The organism is Streptococcus pseudopneumoniae (genome assembly GCF_001074975.1).
Lineage (GTDB): Bacteria > Bacillota > Bacilli > Lactobacillales > Streptococcaceae > Streptococcus > Streptococcus pseudopneumoniae_D.
Genome location: NZ_JUUO01000006.1, coordinates 1 through 17,225, shown reverse-complemented (window position 1 = coordinate 17,225; position 17,225 = coordinate 1). Strand labels below are relative to the sequence as shown.

13 protein-coding genes are annotated in these 17,225 nt (G+C 37.4%); 2 read left to right on the top strand and 11 right to left on the bottom strand.

The window, feature by feature from the left end; all coding sequences use genetic code 11:
* Positions 1-228: 228 nt before the first annotated feature.
* The gene (htpX, locus tag ADI86_RS00260; RefSeq protein ID WP_049531305.1) at positions 229-1,128 is read right to left on the bottom strand and encodes a zinc metalloprotease HtpX; all 900 of its coding nucleotides are present in this window, start codon (positions 1,126-1,128) and stop codon (positions 229-231) included.
* Between the two features lies 1 nt (position 1,129).
* The gene (locus ADI86_RS00255; protein WP_000219833.1) at positions 1,130-1,690 is read right to left on the bottom strand and encodes a LemA family protein; all 561 of its coding nucleotides are present in this window, start codon (positions 1,688-1,690) and stop codon (positions 1,130-1,132) included.
* 93 nt (positions 1,691-1,783) lie between these two features.
* Between ADI86_RS00255 and rsmG the strand changes: the two genes are divergently transcribed.
* A complete protein-coding gene (gene rsmG / locus ADI86_RS00250) occupies positions 1,784-2,497 on the top strand; it encodes a 16S rRNA (guanine(527)-N(7))-methyltransferase RsmG (RefSeq protein ID WP_049531304.1) in 714 nt (237 codons plus the stop codon).
* Between the two features lie 204 nt (positions 2,498-2,701).
* The gene (locus ADI86_RS00245; protein ID WP_049531320.1) at positions 2,702-3,985 is read left to right on the top strand and encodes a uracil-xanthine permease family protein; all 1,284 of its coding nucleotides are present in this window, start codon (positions 2,702-2,704) and stop codon (positions 3,983-3,985) included.
* 92 nt (positions 3,986-4,077) lie between these two features.
* Here the strand turns inward: ADI86_RS00245 and ADI86_RS12070 are convergent, their stop codons facing one another.
* The 9 genes from ADI86_RS12070 to ADI86_RS00200 all read right to left on the bottom strand — a co-directional run bounded on the left by ADI86_RS12070 (position 4,078) and on the right by ADI86_RS00200 (position 17,080).
* Positions 4,078-4,614: a hypothetical protein gene (locus ADI86_RS12070; protein WP_063612231.1), complete on the bottom strand. Its 537-nt coding sequence runs from the start codon at positions 4,612-4,614 to the stop codon at positions 4,078-4,080.
* A 268-nt stretch (positions 4,615-4,882) separates the two neighbouring features.
* Complete coding sequence (locus tag ADI86_RS00235) at positions 4,883-5,335, bottom strand: CFI-box-CTERM domain-containing protein (RefSeq protein WP_049531303.1); 453 nt, start codon at positions 5,333-5,335, stop codon at positions 4,883-4,885.
* Positions 5,336-5,348: 13 nt separating this feature from the next.
* A complete protein-coding gene (locus ADI86_RS00230) occupies positions 5,349-8,426 on the bottom strand; it encodes a type III restriction-modification system endonuclease (RefSeq protein ID WP_049531302.1) in 3,078 nt (1,025 codons plus the stop codon).
* Complete coding sequence (locus ADI86_RS00225) at positions 8,410-9,024, bottom strand: SLATT domain-containing protein (RefSeq protein ID WP_000009499.1); 615 nt, start codon at positions 9,022-9,024, stop codon at positions 8,410-8,412. Before ADI86_RS00225 ends, ADI86_RS00230 begins: the two co-directional genes overlap by 17 nt.
* Before the next feature lie 3 nt (positions 9,025-9,027).
* Entirely contained in the window at positions 9,028-10,713 is a 1,686-nt protein-coding gene (locus ADI86_RS00220; protein ID WP_025172024.1) for a site-specific DNA-methyltransferase, read from the bottom strand.
* Positions 10,714-11,129: 416 nt separating this feature from the next.
* Positions 11,130-11,807 (bottom strand): DUF4391 domain-containing protein, encoded by a 678-nt coding sequence (locus ADI86_RS00215; protein WP_000617858.1) that lies wholly within the window; start codon positions 11,805-11,807, stop codon positions 11,130-11,132.
* Positions 11,800-15,057 carry a helicase-related protein gene (locus ADI86_RS00210; RefSeq protein ID WP_049531301.1) on the bottom strand — a complete coding sequence of 1,086 codons (3,258 nt, stop codon included), beginning with the start codon at positions 15,055-15,057 and terminating at the stop codon, positions 11,800-11,802. Before ADI86_RS00210 ends, ADI86_RS00215 begins: the two co-directional genes overlap by 8 nt.
* A 107-nt stretch (positions 15,058-15,164) precedes the next feature.
* A complete protein-coding gene (gene ffh, locus ADI86_RS00205; RefSeq protein WP_049531300.1) occupies positions 15,165-16,736 on the bottom strand; it encodes a signal recognition particle protein in 1,572 nt (523 codons plus the stop codon).
* An 11-nt stretch (positions 16,737-16,747) separates the two neighbouring features.
* Positions 16,748-17,080, bottom strand: coding sequence for a putative DNA-binding protein (locus tag ADI86_RS00200; protein ID WP_000402066.1), 333 nt, complete (start codon positions 17,078-17,080; stop codon positions 16,748-16,750).
* Positions 17,081-17,225: the final 145 nt, after the last annotated feature.

The window sequence follows — 17,225 nt, the reverse complement described above, 5'->3', positions numbered from 1 at the left end:
GTAGATAAGACTAACGAAGTCAGCTCAAAACACTGTTTTGAGGTTACAGATAGAACTGACGAAGTCAGTAACCATATCTACGGCAAGGCGAAGCTGAAACGGTTTGAAGAGATTTTCGAAGAATATAAGTTGTATCATAACAAATTGATTTCTGAGTTCAATTATATAAGAAAATGAGCATATCCAACTACGAGAATGCTCATTTTTTAAGATTGTATAGTCACATTTTTACATATGTTTTAAACGTTCAATCCGTTCTGAGATAGGTGGGTGGGTATAAAAGAGTTTTTGGAACCCTCCCCCTTTCTTAGGATCATTGATATAAAGTGCACTGCTGGCATCATCGACATGGTGATGCATTGGCTCGCTATTATCCAACTTGTGCAATGCATTGATCATCCCTTGAGGATTGCGAGTCAACTCTACACTCGATGCATCAGCTAGGAATTCCCTCTGACGAGAAATAGCTAGTTGCACCAAGGTTGCAGCGAGAGGTGCCAGAACAATAGCTAGTAGAGAAACCACTAGCATAATGATTTCAAGACCATTTCCATCCCGATCATCGTCACTACGTCTACGACCTGCACCACCCCACCACATCATACGACCTGCCATACTAGAAAGCATGGTGATAGCACTAGCAAGGGCAACTGCAATGGTTGAAATACGAATATCGTAGTTACGAATATGACTGACTTCATGTCCCATAACAGCTTCTAGTTCTTCACGATTCATGATAGCTAGGAGCCCTGAAGTAGCAGCAACAGCCGCATTTTGAGGGTTAGAACCTGTCGCAAAGGCATTTAAAGCTAGATCATCAATAATAAAAACACGGGGCATAGGAATCTGAGCGACCATAGCCATATCTTCGACTACATGGTAGAGGTCTGGTGCAGTTTGTTCATCCACCTCACGCGCTCCATTCATGGACATGACAATCTCTGTCGATTGAAAAATCATGGACAAGGCATAGATAAAGCCAATTATCAGTGCAATAACCAAACCACCAAGCCCAGACCGCATAAAGAGGTAACCAACCGCATAGCCAACAAGAGCTAAGAGTAGGAAAAATACCAGCAACAAAATCCAGGTTCTTCGTTTATTGCTTGCAATTTGATCAAACAACATCTTAGTCACCTAAACCGCTAAAATCAACTTTAGGAACTGCCTTTTCCTCTTCTGGGGTTTGAAGGAAATCTGCTGCTTTAAATCCAAACATTCCAGCGATAATATTGCTTGGGAAAGTTTCTAATTTTACATTGTAGTTGCTGACAACACTGTTGTAGAGTTGACGAGAGTAAGAAATTTTATTCTCTGTATTGGTCAACTCCTCTTGCAATTTAACAAAGTTTGCACTAGCTTTCAAATCTGGATAGCTTTCTGCAACTGCAAAAATACCTGAAACCTGACGAGTGAGGGCATCACTAGCTTTCATAGCTTCTGCTGGTGAAGTCGCTGCCGCCACTTGGTTACGAAGTTCTGCCACCTTTTCAAGGGTAGAACCTTCATACTTTGCATAACCTTTTACAGTCTCAATCAAGTTTGGCAAGAGATCATTTCGACGCTTCAATTGAACATCAATCTGGCTCCAAGCCTCCTTTGTTTGCATACGATTCTTAACCAAACCGTTATAGCTAACAATCACAAAAATAACAATAAGAGCTAAAACTCCAAGAATAATCCAAGTCATTATATAATTCCTTTCTGCTTTTAGATTAGTACCAGTATATCAAATTTTTAATGATTGTGGTAAAATAAGATGATACTAAAGAAGGAAATAACTATGAAACCAGAAACATTTTACAACTTGCTTGCCGAGCAAAATCTTCCACTTTCGGACCAGCAAAAAAAACAATTTGAACGTTATTTTGAGCTCTTGGTTGAGTGGAATGAAAAGATTAATTTAACAGCCATTACAGACAAGGAAGAAGTTTATCTCAAACATTTTTACGATTCGATTGCACCCATTCTTCAAGGTTTGATTCCCAATGAAACTATCAAACTTCTTGATATTGGAGCTGGAGCGGGATTTCCTAGTCTACCAATGAAAATACTCTATCCTCAGTTAGATGTGACTATCATTGATTCACTCAATAAGCGCATTAACTTCCTCCAACTCTTGGCTCAAGAACTGGATTTGCACGATGTCCATTTCTACCATGGACGTGCAGAAGACTTTGCCCAAGACAAGAACTTCCGTGCTCAATATGATTTTGTAACGGCTCGTGCGGTTGCCCGCATGCAGGTTTTGTCTGAATTGACTATTCCCTACCTTAAGGTTAGCGGAAAACTATTGGCACTCAAGGCCAGCAATGCGCCTGAGGAGTTATTAGAAGCTAAGAATGCCCTCAACCTCCTTTTTAGTAAGGTCGAAGACAATCTCAGCTACGCCTTACCTAATGGAGATCCGCGTTATATCACAGTGGTGGAAAAGAAAAAAGAAACGCCAAATAAATATCCACGTAAGGCTGGCATGCCCAACAAACGCCCGCTTTAAACTTTTTAGTAAAAAAATATTTACAAAGTTTGTAATTTTTGCTATACTATCACAAGCAAAGGTTTTTAATGTCATCCCGTGAGGTGACGAAGACGCAGAAATATTTAAAACTCTTTAAAGTCTAGATTTTAAAGAAGTCTTACTCTGAGGGCCTATTGCTGTAAAATAATGGGCTCTTTTTTGATGCCCAAAAGTGAGGTTTATATGAAACAAGAATCAACTGTTGATTTGTTACTAGACGTTGACCAACGTCCTTCAGCTGGCAAAGGAATTCTCCTTAGTTTCCAACACGTTTTCGCCATGTTCGGTGCGACCATCTTGGTACCATTGATTTTGGGAATGCCTGTATCTGTTGCCCTTTTTGCTTCAGGTGTTGGAACACTCATCTACATGATTTCAACTGGTTTTAGAGTTCCAGTTTATCTAGGTTCTTCTTTTGCCTTCATCACAGCTATGTCGCTAGCTATGAAGGAACTAGGAGGGGATGTATCAGCCGCACAAACAGGGGTTATCCTTACAGGTTTTATCTATGTCCTTGTGGCTACAAGTGTTCGATTTGCGGGTACAAAATGGATTGATAAACTCTTGCCACCAATCATCATCGGACCTATGATCATCGTTATCGGTCTTGGACTTGCAGGTTCAGCTGTTACCAATGCGGGGCTTGTAGCTGATGGGAATTGGAAAAATGCTCTTGTAGCAGTTGTTACTTTCTTGATTGCTGCCTTCATCAATACAAAAGGAAAAGGCTTCCTACGAATCATTCCATTCCTCTTTGCCATTATCGGTGGTTACCTCTTCGCACTAACTCTTGGCTTGGTTGACTTCACACCAGTTCTAAAAGCTAACTGGTTTGAAATTCCTGGTTTCTACTTGCCATTTAGCACAGGTGGTGCCTTTAAAGAATACAATCTTTACTTCGGTCCTGAAACCATCGCTATCTTGCCAATCGCGATCGTAACCATTTCTGAACATATTGGAGACCATACTGTTTTGGGTCAAATCTGTGGTCGTCAATTCTTGAAAGAACCAGGTCTTCACCGTACTCTTCTTGGTGACGGTATCGCAACTTCTGTTTCTGCCTTCCTTGGTGGACCAGCCAATACAACTTACGGAGAAAATACAGGGGTTATCGGTATGACTCGTATCGCTTCTGTCTCAGTTATCCGTAACGCTGCCTTCATCGCGATTGCCCTGAGCTTCCTTGGTAAATTCACTGCCTTGATTTCAACTATTCCAAATGCTGTACTTGGTGGTATGTCAATCCTTCTCTATGGAGTTATCGCCAGCAACGGTTTGAAAGTTTTGATCAAAGAACGTGTTGATTTTGGTCAAATGCGTAACCTAATCATCGCAAGTGCTATGTTGGTCCTTGGACTTGGAGGAGCTATCCTTAAACTTGGTCCAGTTACACTTTCAGGTACTGCCCTATCAGCCATGACAGGAATCATCTTGAACTTAATCTTGCCATACGAAAATAAAGACTAATAGTCTAAACATATCAAAAAACGAGCATTTCCAATTACGGAAGTGCTCATTTTTTTGATACTTAGAAGTAAGTAAATCCCCTCTAACGCTGTTTAATATCGTTCCCCTACTCTCCTATATTGCCACTCAGAAAAATAAACCTCAATGATTTCCGGGGCTTTTGTAGTACCATTGTACACTACAATAAAGTGACCTTTACTATTCCAAAACTTGCCTAAAATAGTAGCATCTTCTAATTTTGCCCTTAACTTGCTTTCTTGAAATCCAAGGCTTTCCCTTTGTACTGTTTTAGTCTCTTCCTTGCTACCTACACCAACAGTCACAAAGTTTACACCTACTTCCATAAGCTCCCACTCAGAAGCATCAACCTCAACGATTTCAGGGGCTTTTGTAGTATCTCTATACACCACAATAAAATGCCCTTTATCATTCCAAAACTTTCCAAGTATTTTAGCATCTTCCAACTGTATCTCTTGCTTTAAGTATTCTGATGGTTCTTTTTGTACTGGTTTAGGTTCTTCTAGACCAACAGTGACAAACCTTGAGCCTATAATCATAAATAGGCAAAATATTATAGCACCAAATCCTACAAATTTAAACAAATTCAAATCGCCATTATCTCTTTTCATGTTATCTTTTTATCTCTCTTTCTCTTTTGTGATCCTGTAAATCCCAAGGGGTAAAAATACCCCCTTAAACTCCTACCATCTCAGCAAGCCAATTTTGAAAATTTGTTTCCTTTGATTCGTCATTATCCCATATAAAATCTTCAATATAAGTTGAGTTTGTAATTAGCTTGATACGTTTATTTTGGTATTGGGGATCTAAATAGAATAGGGGACCTCTTCACTATACAAGTTAGCGAGACCCGAACTCTTTTCCTATACTCTACTCGTTTTATTGGACCACTTTTTGTGACAGTTCCAGTGTATATGTTTTATACAATTGATGGCAAGCTTGATCCTCTCCTGCTTTAATCAAGGAAACACAAGGCAATACGAGTTCTGCCCAGATAGACTCTAGTATTTCCTCACGATTTGGATGTTCCTCTAACTTGGCAACAATTTGAGGAGCCATCTTATAGTAGGATTCAATTTCCTCCTGACCACCATCTTGAAAAGCTAGATAAGAATCCCTGAATTTTCGCAAAGTCATCAATTCATCACAGTCATCTGCCAATCCCTTGTAAGTTACAGCTGCTTCTGTCAAATAACAACCTCTTTGTTCAATCTGATAGTAAGCATCTGGTTCACCAAAAAATCCAGTTTTAGAGCGCACATATCTCTCTGCATCGCTCCTACGTTGAAAAACAGCTACTTCTCTTCCCTTACGATATACAACAAATTCCATTTCTTTTTCCTCCCTATCTTACAATATTTAATAATTCCTCATAACTTGAAACCACATCATAGATGTGCTGGTCATTAATCAATCCAGCTTGAGCTAACGCTTTAAAGTGAGCACGCGCACAGGCAATTTTTGCTTGCTCAGCTTGTTTTAATTGAAGACTAGACATAGAGCCTTTCGTTTCTGCAACAAAATAGATATGCTTGACACTTCCTTCACGGAAGGCAATTGCCCAGTCAGGGTTATAGTTCCCAAGCGGAGTAGCAATACTGAACTTCCCTGGTAACTTCACATAAACACGAACATCCTCGTATTGTTCCAAAGATTCTTTAAAGGTCTTCTCCGTATTTGAATCAACTTTTACAAAATTGTAAATTCCTTTTTTGGATTCAAGTAAGTGATCATCTGATCTGTTAGCAGTTTCAGGATTGTCATAAAACAAGTCCATATCATACTCTTCATTTAGCACATTATACTGGATATGCTTGATAATTTGACTTGCTTTTTGTTCATTAATGAGCTTTGAAATCTTAAGAATAAACTCTTCTGGATTCTGTTTAAACTTGTCAAATTGGTAGACATAGATTTTACTTAATATTTCCGCAACCAACCTACGTGTTAATCCTGTCTGATCAGCAATCTCCCCTAGTAAATCATATTTGGTCATAATCTGCGAATCCGTTAGATATTCTTGCTGACGATCATTCTCAGCTACTGTGAGATGGAGTCCTTCTTCCTTACTCATCTCAGTAGCGCTTGCTTGAGTTATATGAAAGCTTGGTTTGCTAACGACTAATTTCTCATTGATATAGTCAACAGAATGTTTTACCAATTCCGCATCATCAAACTCTACTTGGTAACTCGTCTTACGATTGATTTGCTTCCAGAGATTTAAGAACTCTTTTCGGGCAATATTTTCTTGATTGACCTCATTTGAGAACTGAATGACTGAATGATTGGCATTTTCAATTTCATACTGTCCAGCATGATAAACGCTCTCCAATATCTCTACCAGATTATCCTCATAACCTGCTAGCGTTTCAGACAGTTGTAACTGATGATTTTCTTTTGCAGCAAAATATTCTGTAGTTAATTGTCCTTCACGATCTATATAGCCTTGTCGGATCAAATCAAAATGAATAGCATCTGCTTGTTCCTTGGTAATACGTATTGTTTGTCCTTCTTGATTGGTTAGAACTTTATTCGTAAAGAGAGTAACATCCACTTTTGCAGGACGATCTGCTAAGAGTTCTTTGATTTCTTCTTGTAGATTTCGAGCAAATTGATCATAACTTTCATTTGCAATTACTGTCAGTTTATTGATTTCATGAACATCATTTCCTAAGAGTTCAAAATCCTGACGAATTCCATTTTGGTCAACTGCCAAACGCATACCACGACCGATTTCTTGACGTTTACGAGTCTCTGCTGAAGATTGCTTAAGAGTACAGATTTGAAAGACATTTGGATTATCCCAGCCCTCTTTTAGAGCTGAGTGAGAAAAGAGGAAACGAACTGGCTCTTCAAAGCTCAATAAACGCTCCTTGTCCTTCATAATTAAGTCATAGGCATCAGTGTCATTTGAAAGATTGTTCTTCTTTTCACTGGCAGATTTATAGTCCACAAAAATGGTCTTATCTGACTTCTTCACTTTATCTACCGAAAAGTAACCAGCATGAACTGAATTTCCTTCAAGATTAGCCTCCAAATATCTACGATAAGGAGTTGGTTCCTGTGTTTGGATAAACTGATTTACTTGATTTCGATATTCTTCTTCAAAAATCTGAGCGTATTCTCCATTATAGGCATCATTATTTTCATCATATTGTTTATACTTGGCCACTTCATCGATGAAAAATAAGGATAATACTTTAATTCTTCGATTGTACAGTTTACTTTCTTTTTCGATATGACTTTTTATAGTCTCTCGAATTTGAATTCTTCTGATGCTAGACTCATCCACTTCCCCTATCACTTCACCGACATGAAGTTCTTGCGTCACACCAACTTGAAGTTTGTTCTCTCTTGCATCAAAGTGACTAAGGGGCATTCCTTTATAAGCAGATAAATTCCCTGATTCAGCGTACAAATCAAAGAGTTCTTCCACCACCTTCAATTTCCTTTTGACACCTGACTGCGTTTTTACTTCAAACTCAATTTTTGCTTTGGGTGCTCCTGTTTTTTGTGGAATGATTTCTTGTAGATAAAGATAGCCTTGTGTCCCAGTCGTCCCAGTTTGCTCAATAGCCTTAACCGCAATCTTCTTCACTAATTTTTGATTATAAGCATCCATGGCATCCAATCTATAAACCATATCATGTTTTTCTTTATGGGTAGCCGAATAACGTAGCGTAAACAATGGCTTGAAATCTTTTAGTCTTTCCTTGGTTTGTTTCCCTTCAACAGACTGAGGTTCATCAATAATCATAATCGGATTCATAGCTGCCAAGACATCAATTGGACGGCGCCAACGGAAACTTTCCTGTTCAGAATGAATCCGTCGCGCATCTTTCCCTTTCGCATTAAAGGCTTGAGAGTTGATGACCATGATTTGAAGGTCTGACGAATTGGCAAAACTATCCAAATCACCTAAACGTGAAGAATCGTAGACAAAATAGCGTGGTTGTTTGCCATACTCCATCTGAAAGTGGCTTGACATAATCTGAAGAGACTTGAGAACCCCTTCACGAATGGCTACACTTGGAACGACAATAACAAACTTAAGCCAGCCATATCGTTTATTCAACTCCATAATTGTACGGATATACGTGTAGGTCTTCCCTGTTCCCGTCTCCATCTCTATTGAAAAATTATATGCTTCTCTTCCAGCAATCATATCAATAGAAAGACTATCAGAAGGACGCAAACCATAACGAGTTTGCATAGTATGAACATTTTCTCGTATACTTGTTTGACTCAATTGAATCGGTGCATTTCGATAAGCATCTAAAACCAAATCTACCTCATCTGACTTGAGACGACCTGGATCCGCCATATACTGAACTCCAGTATGTTTGGCTTGCCCTTGAAATAAATCTGCAATGGCACTAACCGCATCCAACTGGAATTGTTGTTTTTTAAATTGTAATCTCATTGCAAATACCTCCCAAGAACAAGTAACTAAGAATAAATAAGATAATAACAATCGGTTGAATATTTACAAAAATATTATCCATACTAAAATCTAACTGTCTAATTTCTTTACACTTTGCTCTATGATAATCGTACTCACTATGATTTTCTTGTTGCTGAAGAATAAGATTATATTTTTCTACTATAACTTTAAATTTAGCATTCTTCTTTTTAAAATTATAACCTTGTAGAGATAACCATTGAAGTGATTCTTTAAGTTTATTAATTTCTATATGGTGATAATGGAATTTCAAAGCACGTTCTCTATAGTTTAATGTGGACACATAATATTGAATGATAACTGTATACATGGAAAAACATCCTGAAACTACTTTTTTTATCAAGCCTTCATTTGGAACTATCAATGAAATAACTAATAAGGCACTAGATAAAATAGCCATCAAAAGTAAATACATGTCCCACTTACTAGCATATCCCCCAAGTCGTTCACTAGCCAAAATACGAGCTCGTCTAACTATTTTTAGTTTTCTAATTTCATCTTGAATCATTTCATCAAGCTTATCAAGATTACTATTTTTGACATTTTTATTAAAACTCATATCCTACACCACCTTCACTTTTGTATGAGGTGACAATTCTTTGAAGATTTCACTTACGTTAATCTTATCTGCTGAATTGGCAAATGAGCTATCACGGAAAACGGCACGGAGTGGTTGTGCTTGAGCGATATGACGGATAACTTCTTCTGATATTTCATCTTCAAAACAAGCCATGAGTGATCCTTGATCTACGTCATAGACTTCTGCTCCTGCTACTTTCTCCATATCAATGGCTAGTGACAGTTCCATTCCCCATGTCAGCATAACTTGGAAAAGTAAGTCAAGGCCAGTACGTCCTTCCTTGATATTGGATACACTATCGAAAAGATCTGTTTGAACAAATTGGTCTGGACGGGCAGATACATCTTTGAAATTAGAAGAATCTAGTTTGTAAGCTTTAAATCCAAAGTCTTGCTTGCCAACCAATTCTGGATGTTCCTTCTGAATCTTAGCAGCAGCACGACGTATCCGTTCACGTGAAAGTTGGGCAATGGTTTCATAACCTGCTTCTTTAGCAGCAGACTTATCGGCTACTTCTTCATCCAACGTACACAGGATAAACTTACGATTTCCACCATCTTCAGCATTCAGTTGCATAACTGCATCAGCTGTAGTACCAGAACCACCGAAGAAGTCTAAAACAATTGATTCCATTTTTGAACCGAGCTCCAAAATAAATTTGATTAATCCAACTGGCTTCGGCGTATCAAAAGTAATATTATCATCAAAATAATTCTTTATCTCTTTAGTAGCCAATTGATTAGATGGAAGTTCAGACCACCAAGTATTTGCCAACACTCCATCATTTAATTTATCAGCTAAAAAGACTTTATATCTAGGCTTACCTGCTCCATTTTTCGGAAATACTATTTTATTTTCTTTTAAAAGTTGATCAAAGGTTGACTTTTTGAACCTCCACTCGTCAGTTATTTCAATTCCTGTAGGAGTAACAACTGTATAACGACTACCCCCTACATTCGTACATGGCATTGTAACATATTCTCCACGAGAATCCCCATCTGGATTTTTATATGCAGAACTATCTATATTTCCCTTTACTTTATTAAGCACTTCCCCAGCTGACTTTGAATAAATAAGAATATATTCATGAATTGGAGAAATATTTTTTGATAAATTTGCCTGGCTGTCTCTACGCTTTCTTACTGTATCCGCAACAAAATTCTCCTCCCCAAAAATCTCATCACAGATAGCTTTCAGATTAGCTTGTTCATTATCATCAATAGAGATAAAGATAACACCTGAATCCTTAAGGAGATTACGCGCTAGACGGAGGCGTGGATACATCATATTGAGCCAGTCTGAGTGGTAGCGAGCCGAAGTTTTTTCATTTTTTGTGAGCCCAATGACCTGGCGTCCTTCTTCATCCAAAAGTTCCATCTCTTCCTTCAACTCTTCATCTGTTTTTTGGAACTTATCAGAGTATACAAAGTCTTTCCCTGTATTATAGGGGGGATCGATATAAATCATATCGATTTTTCCTAGGTAGGATTCTTGTAAGATTTTTAAGACTTCTAAATTATCCCCGGTAATAAAGACATTTTCACTGTTTTCAAAGTCAACACTTTCATCAAGATCTGGTCTTAGGGTTTTGGTAGTTGGTCGCCCAGCTTCTGCAATTGCTTCTCGCTTTCCAACCCAAGTAAACTCATAGGATTCTCGACCATCCACAATTTCCTCTGATAAAAACTGTTTAAGCTTCTCAAAGTCAATCGCAGGACGTAATTTGCCGTATTCATCCCTCTTTTCCGTCAGAACTTCAGGAAAAAGTTGGCCAATTTTTGAAATATTATCTATAAAAACATCTTTTGAAGTGAGAGTTAATTTCTCAAGTCCAGAGTTTTCACCTGTTTGCTGTGCTGTGCTGTGCTGTGCTGTGCTGTGCTGTGCTCATGGTAGTATCCTTTCTTAGCTTTGTCAAGCTTTTGTAATTTTAATTTTATAAAAAATTAAGTTGGCTTATCCTATCTTTGTAATTCTTAATTTTTAATGCATTACAGCTTCATTTTATCAAAAATAGGGGTTGAAATCAAAAGAGTTCTCTAATCTCAATTTCTGATTTTCCTTTGCTAAACTTACAGTCAATCTTACTTCTTTAATGCTTCTATTTCTTTCAATGTAGCCTGATATTCTCTTTTTATTTCCATTTGTTTTCTCATTGATTTTTCAGAATACATCTTTTTCTTTAACTGTTGTGCCTTTTTCTCTAATTTATCTAATTGGTCACTGAGTTCAATAGAGTTTCTAAGATTACTTGATTCTAAAACTTGTAATTCTTTCTTACCAGTTTCTTTTACAAGACTCTCATAAACATCATCTAAGTCATTTCCCTCAAAGTCAATGCTTACATCATCATGAGTCTGAAAGCGACGGACAATCTTAAAGTGCTTGCCATCCTTTTCTTGACTTAAAGGCTCTTTATAATGAATAAGAAGTTCTTCTCTACCTTGTGGATATTTTAATACAAAGGCTGTGTAAATCCCTAATCTTATATCTAGCTGTTCTAATAAAGTTAAGGAAACACCCATTTGTTCGAGTTCTACTTCTAAAACCATGATTTGCTTCACTTTTTTTCCAGCAGGAATATTAGTGGTGCTTGTATCAATCTGATGAGTAATTTGAATTGCTCTAATTTGTTCTCTTAAATCTTTCTTGTCTTTCACAGATACATTAAGATTATCAAAAAAATCACTATTGCCCTTTTTATGAGGTCTATAGAGAAGGTGAGGTTTTGATAAGGCTGTATAGGACGGAAATCTAATCATCAGAATCCCCTTTCATCAATATAAAGAAACAAATTAACTCAAAATCATCCATTCCCTCAATGCTAGTATTCATCAAGTCAACAGACCCAAAGTTAAATAAGGCATCCATAGTTGAAATCTGATCATGTTCCATTAGTTGATCAATTGCCTGTTGAAGCAATTCCGAATATACAACCATTTCTTTACCATCTTTTGTTTGACGATTGAACTTGTCTACTACATGCCTCAACGGTTTACTTTGACCCCGACAAATGCTACTGAGGTACTCCAATATTTTCTTACTTTCAGACGGAGATAAAAGCAGTTCTCCATTTCTATTGATGTAGAGGATATAATATGGATGAAGCTGATTTTGATTATTTTTTCCTTTTATCTGATCTTTATTTTTTAGGACAAAAATGACACCTTCTGATTCTTTATTGGAAGCAGGTAAAATAGCTTGCAAGCCTCTCGGAACTTTTTCTAACTCAGGATGTTCTTCCAAATACTTAAGAAGGTCTATGCGATAATCTTCTAATCCTAAATCCATAATAGAAATACCATCATTCATCTCCTCTAAGTCGACCACTTCATCTCTAAGACGTTCTAATTGTTTTCTTCGATAATTATTATCCTCTATTTCTTCACTAGATAAAACATTATCATCTGCTGTTGAAGTCAAGACAGAAATTTTCATCCTCGATTCAACCCTAGACTTAAGATCGATATACTCATCTAACTCAAGATTTGGCCAAAAATTAACCAATTGAATGTATTTATTTTGACTACCAATTCGATCCACACGACCAAATCGTTGAACAATACGGACAGGATTCCAGTGGATATCGTAATTAACCATCATATCCGCATCTTGCAAGTTTTGACCTTCGGAAATCACATCTGTTGCAATTAAAAGATCGATCTCACTCTCATCACCAGGAAACAAAACATCACGAGATTTTGATTTAGGAGAAAAATAAGTTAATAAAGAATTGAGGTCTTTATTTTTAGTTTCCAAAGTTGTTGCAAAACCTTTTGTACCTGAAATCTGGGCAGTGTAGAGACCATACTTATCCAAAACATACTGACTAATATGTTTATAAAGGTAGTTGGTTGTTGTCGCAAATGCGGAGAAAATAATCAACTTTTTATTACCAGTATTGATAGGATTTGTTAGTTTCTCATCTATCAATGAAAAAAGAGTCTGGAGTTTTTGGTCTTCTTGTGGCGTTATTTTACTGATTAGATTTTCTAGCTCTGTCAATATTGCAAAATCTTGTTCTAACTCGACCTTCCAACTACGATAATCCATATCTTGTAAAGCAATACGATTTTTCTTACCAATAGAGAACTCGAAATTACTATCTTCCAAATCAAAATCATCTTCATCAAGATGAGGATTAAGAGATAAATGGTCCAAACCTGTCAATTCATATTCTTCGATAGCCTTTAAGGTCTTTTCTACATAATCTTTAACAACATCTATTAAAGTATATCGAAAAGCTGCAACAGAACTTTCTAAACGTTTGAGCAGGTTAATCATCATCAGTTTTTTGATACCAGACTCACGACCAAACTGAGTTAAATTCCCCATTTTTCCTTCTTTATTTTTATCGTATTTAACTCTCTTTGATGGGTAAATATGTATTGATGGTTGATAGATAGTCAACTGAAGTTTATCAAGTAAGTGATATAATTTTTTATAGGTAATTCCGAGATTTGAAACCGTTAAATCAGGTTCAAAATTAAGTGGTTTTAAGCGCTGTGGAAATTCTCCAATCGCTTCTCTATCATAAAATTCCCGAATATGTTTTCTACTTCTGGCTATCGTTACACTATCTAGTACTTTAAAGAAATCAAAATCTAATGTAGATAACAGTTTATCTGTTGTTCTCTCTTCTGCAGGTAGGTCAGCCCACTTATTATAAGCAGATTGAGCATTTCTGAAAATATCGTTTATAGATGATTTTGTTTCTAATTTGCTATCAATTTGATCCGTATCTCCTTCATAGGCTAGAGCAATTTGATTTTTCAAATCATTAAAGCGATTATTAACAGGTGTTGCTGATAGCATGAGTACCTTGGTAGGGACACCAGACTTTATGATGCGATTCATTAAACGGCTGTATCGATTTTCTCTCCCCTCAGATAAGTCATTTTCGCTAGAGCCACCATTTCTAAAATTATGGGACTCATCAATGACAACCAAATCATAAGTATGCCAATTATTTAAGGACAGATCAATTCCATTAGAGTGTCCTTTATCTCTACTGAGATCTGTATGGTAGAGAACGTCATAAAGCAAATGTCTATCATAAATTGGATTATTTACATAATCATGACGATACATATTCCAGTTATTTTCTAACTTTTTAGGACAAAGTACTAAAATACGTTTGCCTCGATAAGCATAATAAGTCATGACCGCTAAAGCTGTATAAGTTTTACCAAGACCAACCGAATCCGCTAGAATACATCCATTAAATTTTTCTAATTTAGAAATGATCGATTTTACTGCATCCTTTTGGAAATCATATAACAGCCCCCAAATTTTACTTTCTTTATAGCCAACCCCTTCATTGGGTAAAAAATCTTCATTGATATCTTCTAAAAATTCATTGAATAAATTATATAGCATCACATAGTAAATGAACTCAGGAGAATGTTCTTTATGAGCTAGGTTTAAATTATCCAAAAACTCTTCTGTAACATCACGAAAATAATCATCTTCTTCCCAGAGATTATCAAATTCATCTAAATAATTTAAACTAAGTGGTGCATGATAGAGGTTTCTACTCGTTTTAAATAGAGAAGCTTCATATCCTAATTCTTTGCGATCAAAGTTTTTCAAACGATCTACTGCCACTACATCATCCGAATTTTCAATTCGAATACCATTTGGCATTTCATCTGTTTCAATATTAATAGACTTAAATTGCGCTTTTCTTCGGATCCAATCAGCACATTCACGAGCAATCGCTTTTTGGATCAGCTCATTCATCAATTTCAGTTCATACTTTCCACCAAAAATCGATTGTTCTCGTTCTTTTTTGGGTATCGTATACTCACGGAAATCTGTTTTGGTTTCATCTGTTATAAAAGTCGGATTTGTAAAAATAAATTTTAACTCTTCTATATTTTCCAATTCCTCTTTCAACTGCTGATAAGCAAACATAGAAAAGGTTGCTGCTGCAATCTTGACTCGGCTTTCTGATTTTAACTCTTTCTTTAATTCATCGCCAAGACGAATTGATCGATTATCAATTTCCATAATTCCTCCCTGTTAGACTATTTCTACTATTATATCATTCTTTGCAAATTCAAAATAGACCTTTTTCTTCTTTCTAAAAAAGGAAAGCCCTGCGGCCTTCCCTTGTCTTACTTACGTTTCTTCTTCGCTTTCTTCATTTTATTCGCCATGCGTTTCATAGACTGTTTCATGGCAAATTCACCGATTTTACCTTTGAGTCCGCCACCAAACATCTGGCTCATATCAGGTATTCCTGCTCCTCCAAGAGCTGACAAGTCAGGCATTCCACCTTGTCCCATCATTCCTTCAAGGGCAGACATATCCATCCCTCCCATATTTGGCATATTTTTTGGAAGATTGTTTGGATTAATTCCCATCTGCTTCATCATCTTGTTCATATCTCCAGACATAACACCTTGCATGAGTTGTTTAGCCTGGTTAAAGTCTTTGATGAATTTGTTGACTTCGACGAAGGTATTTCCAGAACCAGCAGCGATACGACGGCGACGGCTCGGATTTAACAAATCTGGATTTTCACGCTCTTCAGGTGTCATTGAAGACACGATGGCACGTTTGCGCGCAATCTGGCGCTCATCCACTTTCATGTTTTGAAGGGCTGGATTGTTAGCCATACCTGGAATCATCTTGAGCAAGTCTTCCATTGGTCCCATGTTTTGTACCTGATCCAATTGATCAATGAAATCATTGAAATCAAAGGTATTTTCACGCATCTTCTCAGCCATTTCAAGGGCTTTTTGCTCATCGTATTCTTGAGAAGCTTTCTCAATCAAAGTAAGCATATCCCCCATGCCAAGGATACGACTAGACATACGGTCTGGGTGGAAGGTCTCAATGTCCGTAATCTTTTCACCTGTACCAGTGAACTTGATTGGTTTTCCAGTAATGTGACGAACAGATAGGGCAGCACCACCACGAGTGTCCCCATCAATCTTGGTAAGGATAACCCCAGTTACTTCTAACTGAGCATTGAACTCACGCGCAACATTGGCCGCTTCCTGACCAATCATGGCATCAACGACAAGCAGGATTTCATTTGGCTGAGCCAAGGCTTTCACGTCACGAAGCTCATTCATCAAAAGCTCATCAATCTGCAAACGCCCTGCCGTATCAATCAAGACATAGTCGTTATGATTGGCTTGAGCTTGTTCCAAACCTTGACGAACAATCTCAACAGCTGGTACTTCTGTTCCAAGTGCAAAGACAGGCACATCAATCTGTTGCCCCAGAGTTTTCAACTGGTCAATAGCCGCAGGACGATAGATGTCCGCCGCAATCATCAAAGGACGGGCATTTTCTTCTTTCTTGAGTTTGTTGGCCAATTTACCAGCAAAGGTTGTTTTACCAGCCCCCTGCAAACCAACCATCATAATGATTGTAGGAATCTTAGGTGACTTGATAATCTCCGCTGTATCAGAACCTAAAACAGCAGTCAATTCCTCATTAACGATTTTAATAATCTGTTGCGCAGGATTAAGGGTATCAATGACCTCATGTCCGACTGCACGCTCACGAACCTTCTTGATAAATTCCTTTACAACAGGCAAGGCAACGTCGGCCTCAAGCAAGGCCAAGCGAATTTCTTTGGTTGCTTCTTGGACGTCAGCTTCAGAGATTTTTCCTTTTTTACGTAGATTTTTAAAGACGTTCTGCAAACGTTCTGTTAAACTTTCAAATGCCATGTTTCTTCCTCTTATTCTCTATTATCAATGCTTGTTAAAATTTCTATCTGCTCCTGCAGAAAGTCATCCTTGGGATAGCGCTCCAAAATCTGGTCAAAAATCTGACTACGGACAATGTAGTCCGAGTACATGTGCAATTTCATCTCATAATCTTCCAGAATCTTTTCTGTCCGCTTGATATTGTCGTAAACAGCCTGACGACTGACACCGAACTCTTCAGCAATCTCAGCAAGGCTGTAATCATCAGCGTAGTAGAGCTCTATATAATTCATTTGCTTATCTGTCAAAAGCGCCGCATAAAATTCAAAGAGCGCATTCATACGATTGGTTTTTTCAATTTCCATAACTTTTATTATACCAAAAAATAGCCTAATCTACCACATTAGCAAGCTCATCCGAGAAGATAGCAAGCTAAATTTGAAAAAGACGTAACTTCTCAAAGTAACTTCCACCTCTCTCCCAAAACTGGAAGTTAGTCTCAGACGACGA

Excerpts from the sequence above, each read along its gene's own strand:
- htpX (WP_049531305.1), bottom strand. The coding sequence starts at position 1,128 with ATGTTGTTTGATCAAATTGCAAGCAATAAACGAAGAACCTGGATTTTG.
- ADI86_RS00255 (WP_000219833.1), bottom strand. The coding sequence starts at position 1,690 with ATGACTTGGATTATTCTTGGAGTTTTAGCTCTTATTGTTATTTTTGTG.
- rsmG (WP_049531304.1), top strand. The coding sequence starts at position 1,784 with ATGAAACCAGAAACATTTTACAACTTGCTTGCCGAGCAAAATCTTCCA.
- ADI86_RS00245 (WP_049531320.1), top strand. The coding sequence starts at position 2,702 with ATGAAACAAGAATCAACTGTTGATTTGTTACTAGACGTTGACCAACGT.
- ADI86_RS12070 (WP_063612231.1), bottom strand. The coding sequence starts at position 4,614 with ATGAAAAGAGATAATGGCGATTTGAATTTGTTTAAATTTGTAGGATTT.
- ADI86_RS00235 (WP_049531303.1), bottom strand. The coding sequence starts at position 5,335 with ATGGAATTTGTTGTATATCGTAAGGGAAGAGAAGTAGCTGTTTTTCAA.
- ADI86_RS00230 (WP_049531302.1), bottom strand. The coding sequence starts at position 8,426 with ATGAGATTACAATTTAAAAAACAACAATTCCAGTTGGATGCGGTTAGT.
- ADI86_RS00225 (WP_000009499.1), bottom strand. The coding sequence starts at position 9,024 with ATGAGTTTTAATAAAAATGTCAAAAATAGTAATCTTGATAAGCTTGAT.
- ADI86_RS00215 (WP_000617858.1), bottom strand. The coding sequence starts at position 11,807 with ATGATTAGATTTCCGTCCTATACAGCCTTATCAAAACCTCACCTTCTC.
- ADI86_RS00210 (WP_049531301.1), bottom strand. The coding sequence starts at position 15,057 with ATGGAAATTGATAATCGATCAATTCGTCTTGGCGATGAATTAAAGAAA.
- ffh (WP_049531300.1), bottom strand. The coding sequence starts at position 16,736 with ATGGCATTTGAAAGTTTAACAGAACGTTTGCAGAACGTCTTTAAAAAT.
- ADI86_RS00200 (WP_000402066.1), bottom strand. The coding sequence starts at position 17,080 with ATGGAAATTGAAAAAACCAATCGTATGAATGCGCTCTTTGAATTTTAT.